The sequence below is a fragment of the Tateyamaria sp. GN1-10 genome (assembly GCF_055693845.1).
The window spans coordinates 1757812-1776364 of sequence record NZ_JBVFUR010000004.1 but is presented as its reverse complement, the minus strand read 5'-3'; the positions used below and the strand labels follow the sequence as shown (position 1 = coordinate 1776364).

The following is an 18553-nucleotide window of genomic DNA, read 5'->3' as shown; positions in this document are numbered from 1 at the left end:
AAACCGGGGCCGTGGATCGGCCCCGGTGTCTGTCCTCAAACGAGGTGCCTATCAGTCGCTCGCCAGACCAAAGGTCGGCAACGCAGCAGGCTGCACCGTGGGTTGGGCAGGTGCCACCAGACCGGAGTTTGACGTGCCCAGACGCAGCGATGCCTGACGCAGCAACTCGACACGCTCGGGCTGACCGGGTGCGAACACGGCCGGTGCGCCGGAATCCACGGCCTTCAGTCCTTCGGCATACCAGACACGGGCGCTATCAATCCGTTTGCTGGTGCCAAAGCCCTGCGCCAGATGGTGGCCCATCATCTCACCGTAAACCTGGTCGCCCATGGCAAACAGCATCAGGGCCGAGCCCAGCGCGACATCCATGTTGTCCGTCCGGTATCCGACACCCATGCAAATCTTGGCGGTGCCCTGCAACTGCGCGGGGGACATGCCTGTTGTCAGGATGAAGCCCGCAACATCCTGAACCACTTCAGGCTGCGACTTGAGCGCGAGGGACGCCACATAGGGCTGCATCGCCGGACCAAACTGCTCGCACTGCGAGGCAACCTGAGCAGGGGTAAAGCCCTGCACCTTGGCAATCATGTCTTCGCTTGTCGCAATCGCATAGGTCCGGGCCAGGCAGAACTGTTCGTTCAGCGCGACATCCGGGTCGGTCATTGCCGCCGCCGTGGTGAAACCACCATTGGTGTTGGTCAGCAGCGACACGGTGTTGCAATGCGATGCAAGCGATGCGGTTGCACCACCACCAAGGAAGTTTGGCAAGGCGGGTGCGGCCGCTTCGGTGGGTGCCGCGGGCGTCGCTGCTTCGGGTGCTGCTGCGACAACCGTGGTTGTCGTGGTCGTGCCAACGGTCGGCGTGACCGGCTGCGGAGCAACGACAATGGTCGTGTTCGGCGCCAGTGGCACCGCAGGCTGCTGGCCCGCCAACTCGGCGCGGTAGGTCTTGAGAAGGCCGCGCGTGCCATCCGGTGTCGTCGCGATCTGCTGCGTGACGGCATAGCCACCCGCCTGCGCACGGTTGTAGGACGTGATCAGCAGATTTTGCTCAAACGGGGTCAGCTGGCCGGTTGCGGGATAGCCAAGATAGGCTTGGTAGGCCGACACCGCGTTTCTGGACCGGCGACCCAATTGCCCGTCGACCGTGCCCGCGTTGAAGCCGAAATAATTCAGCGATGCTTGTATCTCGCGCCCTTCTTGCGTGGATGGCAGGCGCGGCTTGTAGGTCTTCTTGGTATAGGTGCGCTGTGTCGCCTTTCGGCGCTGGTTCTGCTTGGTGGCCGCGTGACCGACGATGCCGCCAATAATGGCACCGGCCACGAAGTCGCCGGCATCCGCGGTCACACGCGTCGCGGGAACAATGGCCATGGACAGTGCAACACAGGAAACAGCAATGGATTTTGTAAACATGAATAACCCTCCAGAATATGCGCATATGCTATCAATTCCGCGCGATTTGGGGAGTCACAAATTCCATACCTGCCCGTTCAGAGGCCCAAAAGCTTGAAACTTGGGCTCATCAGGGTGATGTAGGCCAAACCAACAGCGCCACAGGAGCGCAAATCATGCCCGACACAGACTCACCCGTCATAGATATCGACATCGTTTCAGACGTGATGTGCCCTTGGTGCATCGTGGGATTCCGTCAATTGGAACAGGCTCTGGGCACAACAGGCATGGGCGCGCGGGTGCGGTGGCACCCGTTCGAGTTGAATCCGGACATGCCACCCGAAGGTCAGAACCTGGCCGAACATATCGCCGAGAAATACGGCTCTTCCCCCGAACAATCCGCGCAGAACCGGGCACACATGCAAGCCTTGGGTCGCGATCTGGGCATCGACTTCGCGTTCTCGCCCGACAGCCGCATCGTCAACAGCTTCGACGCCCATCAGCTTCTGGATTTTGCCCTGGCCCAAGGGTTGCAACACCCGCTGAAGCTGGCGCTGTTCAAGGCCCACTTCACCGACCAACGCGATGTCTCTGACCGCACCGTTCTCCTGGATGTCGCCGAAGGCGTCGGTCTGGACCGGTCAGAGGCAGAAGATGTCCTACAGTCGGGCAAACTCAAAGACAGCGTCCGCGAGAAACAGGCCTTCTGGACTTCGAACGGTATTTCCGGGGTTCCGTCCATGGTCTTTGGTGGCAAATACCTGGTCACAGGTGCGCAAGGGGCGGAGAACTATGCCCAGATCCTCCGCAAGGCGGCCGAGGACAAGGCGAGCTGACGCAATGGTCGAATGGATCACGACCCCGGGGCTGACCGATTACCGAGAGGCCGAGGCCTGGATGGAAGCGCGCGCGACCGCGATTGCGGCGGGTGAGGCCGAGGAATGCATCTGGCTGGTCGAACACCCGCCACTTTACACCGCAGGCACGTCAGCCAAGCCTGACGATCTGACCGATCCGGATCGCTTTCCCGTTTTTGAAACGCGACGCGGCGGCCAGTACACTTATCACGGCCCCGGGCAACGGGTGGCCTATACCTTGCTGAACGTGGGCAAGCGCGGACACGATGTGCGCGCCTTTGTGCAGGACCTCGAGGCGTGGGTGATCGCCACGTTGGACACGTTCAACATCAAGGGCGAGATCCGCGAGGGCCGCGTCGGGGTCTGGGTCACACGCCCCGAAAAACCGCTCCGCCCCGATGGCGGGCTGGCCGAAGATAAGATCGCCGCGATTGGCATCCGGTTGCGGAAATGGGTCAGCTTCCACGGCCTGAGTATCAATGTCGAACCCGTCCTGTCCCATTTCGACGGCATCGTCCCCTGCGGCATAGCCGAGCATGGGGTGACGTCATTGGTGGATCTGGGCCTGCCCGTGACGATGGAAGACGTGGATGTGGCCTTGCGCCAAAGCTTTGACAGCGTGTTCTCAGAACAAGCGTGATCCCAAGGCCGCTTGCGCGACACCATGCTTCAGGGGGCTCTGCCCCCGCCTGCGGCTCCCCCGAGGTATTTCCAGCCAGAAGAAGAGCTTAGCCGACCATCCCGGCCAGCGCCCGTGCCTCGTAGCCTTTCATGACCGGGCGCACGCAACGGCTGGCGCACATCAGCAATTCCGGGAACAGCCGGGCGATTTCGGCGGCCACCGCCCACTCTTCGCCGTCACCATATTCTGCAGCCTCAGCGGCTTCACGAGTGAGATGGAAGCTTTCGGTTGGCGCACCTTCGGCAAAGATCACTTCATGTCGGTCCATCAGGATATGGTAGTAGGTCACCGTCCGCATCGGTGCGCGGTAGATCAGGTCGCCCCGCACAAGGTTTGCAGCACTCACCAGCACTTCGTCAGCGCCAAACAGCATCTGCGCCCGCCAGTCCGAGATCAACATGCGGTGCGCGGGCGATACAATCAGGTCACGATCATTGCCCAGCGCACCGGCCGAGATATGGACAGGCGCAAGCGTGCCCGATCCATCAACCTGACGGCGCAGGACAGCCCTGACTGGCCGGTCGCCATTGTCCCATGTGCGCAGACGCATGCCCTTGCGCAGGTTTTGCACCTCGACCGGGCCATCGACCGTGTCGATCAGCGCACCTTTGGTGAAACAGGCCACGTTGGTGTTGTCAAAGGTCAGATCGCCGCCCGTGACACCGGTCATGGTGATCGACCCGCCCAGACCGGTATTGTCGCCGAAATCGCCCACCGACTGGTTCAGGACACCGTCATCTGCCAGATCCGCGCGCAGCTCGAAGATGTTCGTGTAGTATGAACTCAGGTCGATGAAGTCGTTGTTGGTCTGGTCGCCATCCGTGATGGAGCCCGTGTTGCCTGCGTTGAAATCCGTGATGACATCGTCATCGTCGCCCGGGTTGAAGACATAGATGTCATCACCCGCCCCGCCGGTCAGCGTATCGTCGCCTGTTCCACCGGCCAGCGTGTCATCGGCGGTATCCACCCGCACAACGCTGAAATTGTCGATGGCAAAGCTTTCATTGGTGATACCGGAATTGAGCGTGCTGCCCAGTCCCAGGTCCAGCGTTTCCGGCGGATTGTCGATCGTGATCACAACATTCATGATCGTGTCTTGCGAGTTCGACACCGATCCGCCGGTAGTATAGCCCAACTCACCCGTTGCGGTGTTGGTGAAGTCCAGCGTGTAGGTCGCCCCGTCCGCCCCGACAAAGCTCTGGCTGGCCGGAGAGGACGTGTCACCCGCGAGGTGGCTGAAACGGACCTCTTCCCCGTTCAGGGTGATGATGAAATCTTCGCCATCCCAGCTGTCGAGCAATAGCGCGTCAAACTCGACCTGCACCTGCTCTGCATCTGAACCCAGATCAAAGCTGCGCTCGGTGGCGATGGTGCCGTCCGGTGATCCAAAGCGGCCCAGCGATGTGCCAAGGTCCGGGTCCGTCTCGGTCGTGTTGTTGGTCCAGCCGCTGGCGCCGCTTTCAAAGTCGTCTTCGTAGAGTGTTGTGGTCTCGGACCCATTATCGCCGACCAGAATGTCGGCTCCCGCACCGCCCACAAGACTGTCCGATCCTTGTTCCCCTTCCAAGGTGTCGGCGCCACCGCCGCCCTCAAGGGTGTCATCTCCGGTGCCGCCGCTCACACTGTCACCGCCGCCACCGCCGGTCATCGAATCGTCGCCCGATCCGCCCGTCAGCGTGTCGGCACCGCCGTTGCCTTGCACAACGTCATCCCCACTGCCGCCATCGACACTGTCATTGTCGGTGCCGCCGGACAGGGTATCATTGCCGCCGTCGCCGGTGATCGTGTCGTCACCCGCACCGCCGTCAATCACATCATCGCCTTCGACGCCGGCAGGCGTGCCCGTCACCGAGTATTCCGGACCCGGCGGCGTGCCTATCATGGATGAGGTCAAAAGGTTTTCGCTGACATTGCCCGTATCCGGCCCACTGATCGTGGCCGACAACGTGTCACCGCCGCGATTTTCCCAGTACCGGATCTGGACCGTGTAGGTTTCGTTCGGGTCCAGCGTGACATCGCCAAAGCGCGTGGTCGTCCCTTGGTGAAAGTCGTTGTTCAGATAGTCCAGCGTGCCGCCGGCCTGGTTGCTGAACTGAAGCGGATTGCCATTGGAATCAAAGATTTGGATGGTTGATCCATCATCTGATGACGTGGTCAGACGGTAGGTGCCGCCGCTCGCAACGTTGAGCGTGCTGGTATAGATGACACCGAAATCTTCGGGGTTGCCGGTGGTGCCACGCACCGTGTTGGTCAGCCCGCTTTCGTTGAAATCGGTGACATAGCCCGATCCGGTCTGCACACCGCTTTCGATGTCAAAGGCCTGCCCCGCCGACGACGAAAAGTCGAAATCGAATGTCTCGAAATGCCAGGCACCTTCGACCGGGCCGTCCCCGCTCAGGACATCGTTGCCCGAACCGCCCGTGATGGTGTCAGAACCCAACCCACCGGTCAGCGTGTCGGTTCCGGTGGTGCCCGAAATGACCTGATCGCCTTCGGTGCCCGGATTGGTATTGTCGTTGGTTGCCATGTTTTGCACTCACTGCTCGACGCATTGATGCGTCTTTGCGGTCGGTTTGGCTGCGGATTCGGGCGTTACGAAGGATGAACAACGCCTTGAATGGCCCTTTATTATGGCATTTGAAGGGCAGTACGAGCAAACTGGAAACGATGCAGCGGTAAACTGCCGATCTGTTTCTGCATCATAAACGTGCAAACCCCAGCCCTGGGTTCGGATCAAGAAGTCAGATCAAAGGGTGCAGGATGTTTCACACGCGACAATTCATCCCGGCCCTTGCGCGTATCTTCCATTGATGCGGGCGGGCCAAAACTCTAGAACCACTCAAGAATCCGGGCGCGGAGAGGGAACCCTGCGCGCGAAGTAACCAACAGCCAGGAGGCACCGCATGGCAGACGCAGCCATTCACGGGCACGAGCACGAAGACGAACGGGGCTTTTTCACCCGTTGGTTCATGTCCACCAACCACAAAGACATCGGTATTCTGTACCTGGTCACCTCGGCCCTCGCCGGCTTCATCTCGGTCGCATTCACTGTTTACATGCGCCTCGAACTGATGGATCCGGGCGTTCAGTACATGTGTATGGAAGGCGCTCGCCTGACTGCCGCAGCCGCGGGCGAATGTACCCCCAACGGGCACCTTTGGAATGTTCTGATCACCGGGCACGGCATCCTGATGATGTTCTTTGTGGTCATTCCCGCCCTCTTCGGCGGTTTTGGCAACTATTTCATGCCCTTGCAGATCGGTGCGCCGGACATGGCGTTCCCGCGGCTGAACAACCTGTCCTTCTGGCTATATGTCGTTGGCACAACGCTGGCGGTCTGCTCGGTCCTGGCACCAGGTGGCAACGGCCAGCTTGGCTCGGGCGTGGGCTGGGTTCTGTACCCGCCGCTGTCCACCAACGAAGCGGGCATGTCCATGGACCTCGCAATCTTCGCGGTCCACGTCTCGGGCGCGTCATCGATCCTGGGTGCGATCAACATGATCACCACCTTCCTGAACATGCGGGCCCCGGGCATGACACTGTTCAAGGTGCCGCTGTTCTCATGGTCGATCTTTGTCACATCGTGGCTGATCCTGTTGTCCCTGCCGGTTCTGGCGGGTGCAATCACCATGCTGCTGATGGACCGCAACTTCGGCTTCACCTTCTTTGATCCCGCAGGCGGCGGTGACCCAGTGCTCTACCAGCACATCCTGTGGTTCTTCGGCCACCCCGAGGTTTACATCGTGATCCTGCCGGGCTTTGGCATCATCAGCCACGTGATCGCGACCTTCGCGCGCAAGCCGATCTTCGGCTACCTGCCGATGGTTTGGGCCCTGATTGCCATCGGCGCATTGGGTTTCGTGGTCTGGGCGCACCACATGTACACCGTGGGGATGAGCCTCAACCAGCAGGCCTACTTCATGCTGGCGACCATGGTCATCGCGGTCCCAACGGGCGTGAAGATTTTCAGCTGGATCGCAACGATGTGGGGCGGCTCGGTTGAGTTCAAAACACCCATGCTCTGGGCGTTCGGCTTCCTCTTCCTCTTCACAGTGGGCGGCGTGACAGGCATCGTTCTCAGCCAGGCTGCCGTGGACCGCTACTACCACGACACCTACTATGTTGTGGCGCACTTCCACTATGTGATGAGCCTTGGTGCTGTCTTCGCCATCTTCGCGGGGATCTACTTCTACTTCCCCAAGATGACGGGCCGCATGTATCCTGAATGGGCGGGCAAGCTGCACTTCTGGGCGTTCTTCGTTGGTGCAAACCTGACATTCTTCCCGCAGCACTTCCTGGGCCGTCAGGGCATGCCACGCCGCTACATCGACTACCCCGAGGCGTTTGCCTACTGGAACTGGTGGTCGAGCATTGGTGCCTTCATCAGCTTCGCCTCGTTCCTGTTCTTCTTCGGGGTGATGGCCTACGCCCTGCGCCGTGGCGCCGTCGTGACCGAAAACAACCCGTGGAACGAATATGCGGACACGCTGGAATGGACACTGCCCAGCCCACCGCCAGAGCACACGTTCGAAACCCTGCCCAAGCAGGAAGACTGGGACAAAGCGCCGTCGCACTAAGCATTGCGCTAACCTGAAAATCCAAAGGGCTCCGGTGGCGACCGGAGCCCTTTTTAAATTGAACCGTCAAAAAGCTATGCTGCACGCCCCCGTACTGGACCCGTTTTCAATCGCTTGTGTGTTGGTGCTGTTTGCCCTGAGCATCGTCATGTTTCGACGCCAGCTCTCAGCATCAAGACATGCGCTTGTACTTGCGGGATTGTTCGGCGTTATCGTTGCAATGTGGATTGCGGTTGAAACGCTTGGTCTGCTCGCCCAAGGCTCCGACCCAACCACTGACATAATTGCCGCGGCAAACCGCCCCCTCTCGGTCGCCAGCGAATTCACGGTTCCAGCTCTCATTTTTCTATGCCTCAGCGGGTGGCACTGGGTGATGCACCGGTAGCAGAACCAGCCTTTGCGCCCTTTCACCTATGCGATGCACTGGATCATTGTGATCGGGTGGCTTGCCGTAAGCCTTTTGCACCCCACCAACCCTTTTGCGCTCACGCACGAGTTGCCAGACATCCCTGTAGCTGAACGTGTCGCAATCTTGGAACAAAACTCCGCTGCCGTTCGTTTTCATGAACATGCAGTTCTGGGATACATTGCCCTTGTCATTGCGATCTTTGTGCTGCCCCTGGTGCTCTGCTTGCGCCGAAAGGTCTGACCCCCTTCACTTTGCCAGATAGACTTCGGGGTTTGGGGAAAAGCCCCAAGAAACACGTGCAAAAACCGCACTCCCACATGCGTTGTTATGCAATATCACGTAACAAAACTGGGCCATTCGCCGCCCACCTCCCGCTCAAAACGCGCAGATCACCGCCCACGCGCGCGCAAGGCACACAAACCACCTTCCACCGTCTGCACACCGTCCCATATGCAAATCACTACTGCTGCCCGCGGACCGCGTTGCCCGAACATGCGAACCGCTTCCCGCAGGACACCAGACGAAAGGAGCATTTCATGCTGTCGAAAACAATTTTATCCGCTGCCGTTGCAGCCTCGCTCGCCCTTGTGCCTGCCACCCGCGCCGCGGCCGACAAAAAGGACTTTATCGCCGGCGCCATTCTTGGCGGTATCGGCGGCGCAATCATCAACAATGAGGTGCGCAAGAACAAACAGCGCCAGGCCGCCCGTTCGCGCGCCGTGGCGCCCCGCACCTACGCGGCGCAACCGCGCAGCTACTCGGCTCCGAAGAAGAAAAGCTACCGACCTTCAATCCCGGCGACCCCCGAAGGGCGCGAGATCCAGTCCTCGCTCAACTACTTCGGCTTTGACGCCGGTCCGATTGATGGCCAGGTCGGGGGCAAGACCCGCGACGCCATCGCAGACTACCAGCGCTACATGGGCTATCAGGGCACCGGCACGCTCACGACGTTCCAACAGCACCTGCTGACAACGTCCTATCTGCGTGCCGAAGCGGGCGGCAGCCGCACGCTGCAGGACATCGCAAGCCTGCCTGACGGCACCCGTGGCCTGCTGAAGCTCTACCGCGAGGACCTTGCCTCGGGCGGCACGCAACAGCGCAGCCTGAGCCCGGAACCGTCGGCCTCCTATACCGACCTGTAACACCCCCGCCGCTATGCCACCGCCCCTTATACTCCTCCAGGGGGGCGGTGGCACCCTAGCCGCGACAACCTGACCTTCGACTTGTTTCGTGCGCGGCGTATAACATCCATATGCCGTACCGCTGGACAACAGAACCCGAAGCACAGGTGCAGGAACTCCACCTCTGGCCACACAACTCCCTTCCACAAAGGGGTATGGCCGCGTTCGTGCTGGCAACCTTCACCCTCATTCTGATCCCGACACTGCCCTTATTGGGCTCTGTCGTGTTGTGGGGTCTCCTCCCCTTCGCCATGGGGGCCGTCTGGGCGATGTATTTCGCCCTGCGCCGCAACCGTCGCGCGCGCCAGATCATCGAAGTGCTGACACTGGATCCAGACGAAACCCATCTGACCCGCACCGATGCCAATGGCGAGGTGCAGGAATGGGATTGCAACCGCTACTGGACCAAAGTGACCAAGTACGAAGATGAAGGGCCGGTGCCGCACTATGTCACGCTTAAGGGCAAGGGGCGCGAAGTCGAAATAGGTGCTTTCCTGAGTGAAGAAGAGCGCATCGCGCTCTACGACGACCTGACACGCGCCCTGCGGCGTTAACCGGTCTTAACGCCGTCTTTGGGGTGGGGTCCGGAAAATGTGCAGTTTCGGCTCGAAAACACGCAGTTTCGCCAAACAGACCTGAAATCAGTCGCCTTGAGTGGATGCAAAAGCCGCAGTTTCAGGACGAAACTGCGCATTCTTCGCGAACAAATGAGCCAGCGAAGGTGCGAAAAAGCGGGCATTAACCCGCTTTAATGCATCGTGCGATCCCCTTAGTGGGCCGCCGCGCAGAGCCGTTCCTTGACCATCGGACCCACCGCGCCGAAATCCATCTGGCCGGTGTATTTCGACTTGAGAACACCCATGACCTTGCCCATGTCCCGGATGCTCTCGGCACCGACCTCGGCAATGGCGTCATCCACCGCTTTGGCCGACGCATCCGCGCCCAGTTTTTGCGGCAGGAACTCTTCGATGACCTTGATCTCGGCCAGCTCGCGCTCAGCCAGATCAAGTCGTCCACCTTCTTCATAGGTCTTCGCACTCTCGTTGCGCTGCTTGACCATTTTGCCAAGGATCGCAAGGACTTCACCCTCGCCAACCCCGTCATCCTGACCGGCGGCACGGGCGTCGATATCCTTGTCCTTGATGGCGGCGTTGATCAGCCGCAGCGTCGAAAGTCGGTCTGCATCCTTGTCTTTCATGGCCTGCTTGAGCGCGGCCGAAATCTTGGTGCGCAAATCCATTTGATGTCCATCCCCATGGGCACGTGTTGAAGGGTTAAGGTACGTGATACGCTAGGTTGAAGCAAGGGCACGTCAACTCTGTAAATTATTGATTTAAAACAATAAAGTAAATTCACCAATAGGCTTGACCAATACCAGCCCCCACATTAGTTTCCGCCCAATTTGCCTGCACCCGCTGTCTTTGCCCGCATCAGGAAGCCCTGCCATGACCCCTGCCAAACCCACTGCATGCCTTGCCCTTGCCGATGGCACCCTGTTCTACGGACAAGGCTTTGGGGCGACCGGCCAAACACAGGCTGAACTGTGCTTTAACACCGCCATGACCGGCTATCAGGAGATCATGACGGACCCTTCTTATGCCGGTCAGATCGTCACCTTCACCTTCCCCCATATCGGCAATGTGGGCGTGAACCCGGAAGATGACGAAACGGGTGATCCGGTCGCCTCCGGCATGGTTGTCAAGTGGATGCCCACCGCCCCCTCGAACTGGCGCGCAGCCGAAGGGCTGTCGGGCTGGTTGGCATCGCGGGGACGCATTGCAATTGGCGGTGTCGACACACGCCGCCTGACCCGGGCCATCCGGCAGGCCGGCGCCCCGCATGTCGCCCTTGCCCACAACCCTGATGGTGTTTTTGATATCGAAGCGCTGGTCGCTTCCGCCCGCGACTTTGCAGGGTTGGAAGGCATGGATCTGGCCAAGGACGTCACCTGCGCTCAATCCTACCGTTGGAACGAAAAACGCTGGGCCTGGCCTGACGGCTACACTCCTCAGAAGGACCCAAAATTCAAGGTTGTTGCAGTAGACTACGGCGCAAAACGCAACATCCTACGCTGCCTCGCATCCGCCGGATGTGATGTTACCGTGCTGCCCGCAACCGCAACAGCGGACGAGGTGATGGCGCACAAGCCCGACGGTGTATTCCTGTCGAATGGCCCAGGGGATCCCGCAGCTACAGGCGAATATGCCGTGCCGATGATCAGGGACGTTCTGGACAAGGACGTGCCCGTCTTTGGGATTTGCCTCGGCCACCAGATGCTGGCCCTCGCCCTGGGGGCCAAGACGATCAAGATGAACCACGGCCACCACGGTGCAAACCATCCTGTGAAGGACCTCGATACCGGCAAGGTCGAGATCACGTCGATGAACCACGGCTTTGCTGTGGATGCACAAACATTGCCAGAGGGCGTTGTAGAAACACATACGTCACTCTTTGACGGGTCCAACTGCGGTATCCGCGTCGAAGGCAAGCCGGTCTATTCCGTGCAATACCACCCGGAGGCCAGCCCCGGCCCCCAAGACAGCTACTACCTGTTCGAGCGGTTTGCTGAGGCAATGGCCGCTCGCGCCCGTTGAAAACCAAGCGATTACAACAGTCTTAACGACCTGTTAACCACGAGACGCCATTGCTGAAGGTTCCTGAGCCTGGGACCCGCAATGAGCGATCCGCTATTACGTCTGTCTTATCCGCAGCCGGTCACCCGGCCTGTGCGTCCTGCTTTGCCGGTCGGTCGTCAGCTGGTCAATGCCGGACTGATCAGCCAGACGACCTTGCTTGAGGCGCTCGCACTGCAACATCAGCTCGATGCCCCGCTGGGCGAGATACTGGTGGCCGAAGGGCATGTTGAGCCTGATGACGTGCTGGCCGCACTTGCGGTGCAACACGATGCAGATCGTGTAGATCTGGCCATCGATCCACCCAATTCGCTGATGAAACAGGCCATGCCTGCACAGATATGCCAACACTTTGGCATCGTGCCATGGCGTTGGATCGGCAATACGCTTCTGGTGGCTACGGCCCGGCCGGATCAGCTGTCTGCCGTGAGCGACATGCTGGATCAACCCTCCATCACGCTGTTGCCGGTCATCGCATCCATCGACCAAATCCACGACCAAATCACCTTGATCTATGGCGTGCAGCTTGCACATCAGGCCGCGCACAAAGTGCCGCAAGAGGTCAGTTGCCGTACATGGACCCCAAGCATGTTCGCCGCACTCACGCTACTGGCTCTTTTGATGCTGTCTCTGGGGCTGTTTCCCGCCTGGACCGCAACGGCACTTATTGGCTGGGCGGTCTTTACGCTGGCACTGACCACGGGTCTTAAACTGGCCGCGGTCGTTGCCCGGCTGATGCACCGTTTGCCCGCGCAACCCGAACCTGTTTCCACGCCGTTGGCTGGCCGCTTGCCCCGCGTCTCGGTGATGGTTCCCCTGTTCAACGAAGAACGGATTGCAGAGGCGCTGATCACACGCCTGTCCCGCCTGACATATCCCAAGGCCCTGCTGGATGTTGTTCTGGTCCTCGAATCCAAGGACAGCGTGACACGTGCAACCCTCGCCCGCACGCGTTTGCCAAAATGGATGCGCGTCGTGGAAGTACCTGATGACGGCACCATCACCACGAAACCCCGCGCCCTCAACTATGCGCTGGACTTCTGCAAGGGCGAAATCATCGGAGTATGGGACGCCGAAGATGCGCCCGAACCGGATCAGATTGAAAAGGTCGTATCAAAATTTGCGGCTGCGGGCCCTGACGTTGCATGCCTGCAGGGTATGCTTGACTACTACAACGCTCGGCACAACTGGCTCGCGCGCTGCTTCACGATAGAATACGCAAGCTGGTGGCGGCTGGTACTGCCCGGTGTCCAACGTCTTGGGCTGGTTTTGCCCTTGGGCGGCACGACTCTGTTCTTCAGGCGTGCGATCCTCGACGAATTGGGCGGTTGGGACGCACACAATGTAACCGAAGACGCGGACCTCGGCATACGACTGGCACGCCGTGGTTACCGCACCGAATTGATCCCCACTGTCACCTATGAAGAAGCAAACTGTCGCGCCTGGCCTTGGGTGAAACAGCGATCTCGCTGGATCAAAGGGTTTTTCATTACCTATTGCGTACACATGCGGCGACCCAAGGAACTCCTGCGTGATCTTGGCTTCAAAAAGTTTCTCGGCGTACAAGCGATGTTTCTCGCTACGGTCTCGCAATTCGCGGCGCTCCCATTGCTTTGGAGCTTCTGGCTGCCCGCCGCGGGCCTGCCACACCCGGTCACGGCGACACTGGGCGAAACCGCTCTCTGGTCCGCCGCATCATTCTTTATAGCAGCGGAATTGTTGAACATGGCCATCGGGATGCTTGCGGTATCGGACCGCGATCACCGCCATCTCCTGCCTTGGGTTCTGACCCTACCGCTCTATTTCCCGCTCGGCGCCATCGCCAGCTACAAGGCCATCTACGAACTGGTGCGCGCACCGTTCTATTGGGACAAAACCCAGCACGGCACCGCCAGTGGCGATGTAGTCGAACCGATCAAGAACGCGGATTAGGCTTCGTCGCGCCGCGTCTCTGCATCCTGCTTCAATCGGGTCATGAACGCGACCGAGATATGATCACGCAGCGCCTGCCCTGCCTCGGCTTCGTCCTTGGCTTCGATCGCGCACACGATACGGTCATGTTCATCCTGGGCGATGCGCGTGCGGCCATCCGCGGCCAGCGACGTGGTCGCCATCAGCGCCATAGTCCTGTGCACAAGGTCAAGCTGTTGAACAAGGTAGCGGTTGTGTGACGCAAGGTGGATCTGCGTATGGAACCGCCGGTTCGCGCGTGCCAGCGCAGGCGGATCATTGATCAACGCATTGTCGGCCTCCACCATTTCGCGCAGGATGCGCACCTCTTCCGCCGTCGCATGCTGTGCGGCCAGTGATGCAGCCAAGCCCTCAAGCTCACGCCGGACAACATACAATTCGGACATCTGGTTGTGATCGAGCGAGGCAACGATCAGGCTGCGCCCGTCGCGCGACAACAGGGACTGCGTTTCCAACCGTTGCAGCGCCTCGCGCACAGGCGTCCGCGACACGCCAAACCGTTCCGCCAGCTCGCTTTCAACCAACCGATCACCGGGCCGGTAGGTGCCGATGTCGATCGCTTCGAGGATCATGGAATAGGCATCGGTATGTGTCGGGCGTGCGGCGCGCATGGCATCCTCGCAAGTCATTGAATTTCCAAACCATAGTGTGCACGCCCATATGCACGCAACCCCAAGCACTTGCGTACCGGGCGCGCCACGCCTATCCACGACTCCATGCCAGCTGATGATTTTGCACATGTACACTCCTGGGTCTTTGACCTGGACAACACACTCTACCCGCCTGCCGTGCGCCTTTTTGATCAAATCGAAGTGCGGATGGCCGCCTATGTCATGGAGGCTTTGAAGGTCTCACGCGCCGAGGCTGATCGCCTGCGCAAGCATTATTGGCGCACCCACGGCACGACGCTTGCCGGGCTGATGCGGGAACACGAGATCGACCCGCTGCCATTTCTCGAAGATGTGCACGACATCTCCTTCGATCAGCTGTCACCCGACGCCGATCTAGCCGCGCGGATCGATACGCTGCCCGGTCGCAAGATAGTCTACACAAACGGATGCGCGCCCTATGCCGAACGGGTGCTGGCCGCACGCGGGCTGTCGGGCAAGTTCGATGCGATCTATGGTATCGAACATGCGGATTTTCAGCCCAAGCCGGACCGCGCCGCGTTTGATCGCGTCTTTGCCCGCGACGGACTGAACCCCGAACGCGGTGCGATGTTTGAGGATGAACCTCGGAACTTAGCGGCGCCCCATGCCATGGGTATGCGCACCGTTCACGTGGCCCCAGCACGGGCCGATGGGGACCACATTCATCACCACACCGATGACCTAGCAGAGTTCCTGTCCCGGCTCACCGGGTAGGACAGGATGCCACCTTGGCACCGGGACCGGGCGGCATAGTTTGCCTGTATCGGAGGTGCGATATGACCAAAACCTGTGACATCCTGATTTCCGGCGGTGGCATTGCAGGCCTGACCGCTGCGGCTGCTTTTGGATCGGCCGGATTCAACGTCATCTGCGTTGATCCAACCCCACCGGTGACTGAGCGTGAGGCGGAGGGTTCGGACATGCGCACCACGGCAATGCTGCAACCGGCGCGTGACTTGCTTGAGCGTGCAGGCGTTTGGGACGCGCTCGCCCCGCACGGCGCGGCACTTGAGGTGATGCGCATCGCTGACGCCGCCACCGACACAGGTGCGGCACGCGAGGTCAAATCCTTCCGTGCGTCGGACGTGTCTGATCTGCCCTTTGGCTGGAACTTTCCCAACTGGCGCTTGCGGCGCGAACTGGTGGCAAGACTTGATGCCCTGCCAAATGTCGACTTCCAACCGGGAACCGGCACCAGCCGCTTCCTGGGTCGCACAGCAGAAGCGCGGGTCACGCTGAGCGACGGAACAAGTATCAAAGCCAAACTGGTTGTGGCCGCGGATGGCCGCAACTCGCCCGTGCGACAGGCAGCCGGAATTGGGGTCACAACCAAGCGCTATGGTCAAAAGGCACTGGCCTTTGCCGTCACGCATCCAATTCCGCACGACAATGTCTCGACCGAAGTGCACCGCACGGGTGGTCCGTTCACGCTCGTTCCGCTGCCAGACCACGAAGGCATGCCTTGCTCAGCCGTTGTGTGGATGGATGACGGTGCAAAGTCGGTGGCCCGCATGGCGTTGGAGACCGCGGAATTCGAAGCAGAGATGAGCAAACGCAGTTGCCATATACTCGGGCCGCTCACCCTCGCCTCGCGCCGCACGATCTGGCCGATCATCAGCCAGATTGCCGAACGTTTGAGCGGCACACGCGTAGCTCTGATTGCCGAGGCCGCCCACGTCGTACCGCCGATTGGGGCGCAGGGGTTGAACATGTCGCTGGCCGATACCGCGACGCTGCTCGATCTGGTGATGGATCAACCCGAAAACCTGGGGGATGCGGCAATGCTCGCCCGCTACCATAAGGCGCGCTATGGCGATATCCGCATGCGCGTGACGGGCATCGACCTCTTGAACCGGGCAAGCCAGGCCACATCACCACTGGCTCGCGATGCAAGGGCGCTCGGCCTGAACACGTTGCATGAGATCACTCCTATCCGCAAATCACTGATGGAATTGGGGTTGGGCGTACGACGCGCGGGGTAAGGCAGACCCTTGGTTCGCCGGGCGCACGGCACGTGCGCCTTACAGCACCTGATCTACGACACGCCGGAGCCGCGCGATCGTGCGGTCCACGTCATAAAGTTTGTCCAAACCAAATAGCCCGATGCGGAACGTCCGGAAATCAGCGGGCTCATCACATTGCAAAGGCACCCCCGCAGCGATTTGCATGCCCTGCGCCGCAAAACGCTTGCCGGTCTGGACATCAGGATCGGCGGTATAACTCACCACCACACCCGGAGCGCCAAACCCATCCGCTGCAACCGACGTCACACCTTTCTCAGCCAGCATGGCCCGCACGGCATTGCCCAACGCCCATTGCGCGTCCTTCAACTTGTCGAACCCGTACGCTTGCGTCTCAACCATCGTGTCACGGAAATCACGCAGCGCATCTGTTGGCATCGTCGCATGGTACGCATGACCACCGTTTTCATAGGCCTGCATGATCTGGTGCCACTTCTTGAGATCAATGGCAAAGCTGTCGGATGTTGTCTCTTCCATCCGTGCCACTGCGCGGTCAGACAGCATCACCAAGCCCGCACAGGGCGATGCGCTCCAACCCTTTTGCGGGGCAGAGATTAGCACATCGACACCTAAGGCACGCATATCCACCCACGCACAACCCGACGCGATGCAGTCGAGAACCATCAACGCGCCAACTTCGTGCGCGGCTGTCGCCATCGCAGCCACATAGTCGTCGGGCAGGATCACTCCGGCACTTGTCTCAACATGCGGGGCAAAAACCACATCCGGTTTTTGATCCCGAATGGTTGTCACGACCTCGTCGATCGGGGCCGGGGCAAAAGGCGACGGCGACGCGTTTCCGGTCTGCCGCGCTTTCAACACGGTCGTATTGCCGGTCAGCCCCCCGGTTTCGAAAATCTGGCTCCAGCGGTAGGAAAACCATCCGTTGCGCACCACCAACACATCTGCGCCGCGCCCGAACTGGCGGGCCACAGCCTCCATCCCAAAGGTGCCGCCGCCCGGCACCACAACCACCGCATCGGCGGCGTAGACCTCTTTCAGCATGAATGAGATGTCGTTCATCACGCCTTGAAAGGCTGCACTCATATGATTGAGCGAACGGTCGGTGAAAACGACGGAAAACTCCTCAAGACCTTGCGGATCAACGGTATCAAGCAATGCGGGCATAATGCAGTCCTTTCTCTTTCCGCAGGACATAGCGGCTTGGGCCAGGCAGAACAAAGCCTATCACCGTATACATTCGCGGCAGTGCGGCATGGCGCGTCGCCTATGGGAACGGTTTTCAGCCAATGGGCCCCGGTCGGCGCTCTTCACTCAGCAGCACGTTCGCTTCAACCTCACCCGCACCGGGCAAAGTCATGATCCGGCGCCGCAGCACGCGCTCAAAGTCAGGTAAGTCGCGCGCCACCACCCGCAGGCGGTAGTCATACAGCCCCAGCACATGCTCAACGGTCTGCACTTCAGGGATGGCCGAGACCGCGCGTTCAAAATCCTCAAGGCTCACCCGACCCTTGGTCGCCAACTTCACCCCCAGAAAAACTGTCACACCGAAACCCAGCTTTTCCGCATCAAGGCTCAACCGCTGTCCACGGATCACGCCAGCCTCGCGCAACCGCTTGATGCGCCGCCATGCGGCAGGCTGCGAAAGCCCACAAGCCCGCCCGATGGCTCCTGCCCCCTGCCCCGCGTCGTCGACCAACAAACGCAGAATGGCGAAATCCGTATCATCCAGATCGATCACAGCGGCAATGCCTCATCACTCTTGATCCGCGCCACCTGCATCAGAGCCTCGATATCCGCGATATGGGGCAAGGTCAGGATACGGCTGCGATAAATGTGCTGATAGTGCGGCATGTCGCGCGCGATGACGGACAGGCGTACGTCCACACGCCCCAGAAAGGTCTGGATTTCGATGACTTCGGGCACCTCTCGTGCTGCTTCGATGAAGTCATCGAAGGCACGCGCTTGTGTCTTATCCAACGTGACGCGCAAGGACACCTCGACCGCGTAACCCAGTGCAGCCCAATCGATCACGGCCTGCACCGACTTGATCACCCCCGCGTCGCGCAGCTTGGCCTGCCGTCGCGCAAGTTGCCCTGGACTGACCCGTGCGCGTTCCGCCAGTTCCGCGGGGGCAAGCGTCGGGTCGGACTGCCATTGCCGCAGGATACGACGATCCGCATCATCTAACATGATTTCTCCATATTTAATCTCGTTTG

16 protein-coding genes are annotated in these 18553 nt (G+C 60.1%); 9 read left to right on the top strand and 7 right to left on the bottom strand.

Annotation, left to right across the window (positions count from 1 at the left end):
* Positions 1–51 precede the first annotated feature (51 nt).
* Positions 52–1413, bottom strand: a complete 1362-nt coding sequence (locus ACZ1HN_RS10520) for a peptidoglycan-binding domain-containing protein (protein ID WP_472727462.1) — start codon at positions 1411–1413, stop codon at positions 52–54.
* Positions 1414–1568: 155 nt separating this feature from the next.
* Between ACZ1HN_RS10520 and ACZ1HN_RS10515 the strand changes: the two genes are divergently transcribed.
* On the top strand, positions 1569–2228 hold the full coding sequence (locus tag ACZ1HN_RS10515; protein ID WP_472727461.1) for a DsbA family oxidoreductase: 660 nt from the start codon (positions 1569–1571) through the stop codon (positions 2226–2228).
* A 4-nt stretch (positions 2229–2232) separates the two neighbouring features.
* A complete protein-coding gene (gene lipB, locus ACZ1HN_RS10510; protein ID WP_472727460.1) occupies positions 2233–2889 on the top strand; it encodes a lipoyl(octanoyl) transferase LipB in 657 nt (218 codons plus the stop codon).
* Positions 2890–2977: 88 nt separating this feature from the next.
* Here the strand turns inward: lipB and ACZ1HN_RS10505 are convergent, their stop codons facing one another.
* Positions 2978–5458: a Hint domain-containing protein gene (locus tag ACZ1HN_RS10505; RefSeq protein WP_472727459.1), complete on the bottom strand. Its 2481-nt coding sequence runs from the start codon at positions 5456–5458 to the stop codon at positions 2978–2980.
* Positions 5459–5834: 376 nt separating this feature from the next.
* Here ACZ1HN_RS10505 and ctaD point away from each other — a divergent pair, with 376 nt between their 5' ends.
* From ctaD to ACZ1HN_RS10490, 3 genes are all read left to right on the top strand, one after another.
* The gene (ctaD, locus tag ACZ1HN_RS10500) at positions 5835–7508 is read left to right on the top strand and encodes a cytochrome c oxidase subunit I (RefSeq protein ID WP_472727458.1); all 1674 of its coding nucleotides are present in this window, start codon (positions 5835–5837) and stop codon (positions 7506–7508) included.
* A gap of 945 nt (positions 7509–8453) precedes the next feature.
* Complete coding sequence (locus tag ACZ1HN_RS10495; protein ID WP_299209436.1) at positions 8454–9059, top strand: peptidoglycan-binding domain-containing protein; 606 nt, start codon at positions 8454–8456, stop codon at positions 9057–9059.
* 110 nt (positions 9060–9169) lie between these two features.
* Positions 9170–9652: a DUF2244 domain-containing protein gene (locus tag ACZ1HN_RS10490; RefSeq protein ID WP_472727457.1), complete on the top strand. Its 483-nt coding sequence runs from the start codon at positions 9170–9172 to the stop codon at positions 9650–9652.
* A 215-nt stretch (positions 9653–9867) separates the two neighbouring features.
* On the opposite strand, the gene ACZ1HN_RS10485 is transcribed toward ACZ1HN_RS10490, so the two are convergent.
* Positions 9868–10338: a GatB/YqeY domain-containing protein gene (locus tag ACZ1HN_RS10485; RefSeq protein ID WP_299209442.1), complete on the bottom strand. Its 471-nt coding sequence runs from the start codon at positions 10336–10338 to the stop codon at positions 9868–9870.
* A 205-nt stretch (positions 10339–10543) separates the two neighbouring features.
* Here ACZ1HN_RS10485 and carA point away from each other — a divergent pair, with 205 nt between their 5' ends.
* Both carA and ACZ1HN_RS10475 read left to right on the top strand, forming a co-directional pair.
* On the top strand, positions 10544–11692 hold the full coding sequence (carA, locus tag ACZ1HN_RS10480) for a glutamine-hydrolyzing carbamoyl-phosphate synthase small subunit (protein WP_472727456.1): 1149 nt from the start codon (positions 10544–10546) through the stop codon (positions 11690–11692).
* Positions 11693–11773: 81 nt separating this feature from the next.
* The gene (locus ACZ1HN_RS10475) at positions 11774–13663 is read left to right on the top strand and encodes a glycosyltransferase (protein WP_472727455.1); all 1890 of its coding nucleotides are present in this window, start codon (positions 11774–11776) and stop codon (positions 13661–13663) included.
* On the opposite strand, the gene ACZ1HN_RS10470 is transcribed toward ACZ1HN_RS10475, so the two are convergent.
* Positions 13660–14331, bottom strand: a complete 672-nt coding sequence (locus tag ACZ1HN_RS10470) for a GntR family transcriptional regulator (RefSeq protein WP_472727454.1) — start codon at positions 14329–14331, stop codon at positions 13660–13662. The two genes, ACZ1HN_RS10475 and ACZ1HN_RS10470, sit on opposite strands and share 4 nt — an antisense overlap.
* A gap of 87 nt (positions 14332–14418) precedes the next feature.
* Between ACZ1HN_RS10470 and ACZ1HN_RS10465 the strand changes: the two genes are divergently transcribed.
* Together ACZ1HN_RS10465 and ACZ1HN_RS10460 are read left to right on the top strand one after the other, a co-directional pair.
* Positions 14419–15066, top strand: a complete 648-nt coding sequence (locus tag ACZ1HN_RS10465) for a pyrimidine 5'-nucleotidase (RefSeq protein WP_299703663.1) — start codon at positions 14419–14421, stop codon at positions 15064–15066.
* A 62-nt stretch (positions 15067–15128) separates the two neighbouring features.
* On the top strand, positions 15129–16334 hold the full coding sequence (locus ACZ1HN_RS10460; RefSeq protein WP_472727453.1) for a UbiH/UbiF family hydroxylase: 1206 nt from the start codon (positions 15129–15131) through the stop codon (positions 16332–16334).
* Positions 16335–16373: 39 nt separating this feature from the next.
* On the opposite strand, the gene ACZ1HN_RS10455 is transcribed toward ACZ1HN_RS10460, so the two are convergent.
* The 3 genes from ACZ1HN_RS10455 to ACZ1HN_RS10445 form a co-directional block, all read right to left on the bottom strand.
* On the bottom strand, positions 16374–17501 hold the full coding sequence (locus tag ACZ1HN_RS10455; RefSeq protein WP_472727452.1) for an aminotransferase class V-fold PLP-dependent enzyme: 1128 nt from the start codon (positions 17499–17501) through the stop codon (positions 16374–16376).
* A 115-nt stretch (positions 17502–17616) separates the two neighbouring features.
* Positions 17617–18075 carry an Lrp/AsnC family transcriptional regulator gene (locus tag ACZ1HN_RS10450; protein WP_299603909.1) on the bottom strand — a complete coding sequence of 153 codons (459 nt, stop codon included), beginning with the start codon at positions 18073–18075 and terminating at the stop codon, positions 17617–17619.
* Positions 18072–18527, bottom strand: coding sequence for an Lrp/AsnC family transcriptional regulator (locus ACZ1HN_RS10445; RefSeq protein WP_472727451.1), 456 nt, complete (start codon positions 18525–18527; stop codon positions 18072–18074). The genes ACZ1HN_RS10450 and ACZ1HN_RS10445 overlap by 4 nt, the downstream gene beginning before the upstream one ends.
* Positions 18528–18553: the final 26 nt, after the last annotated feature.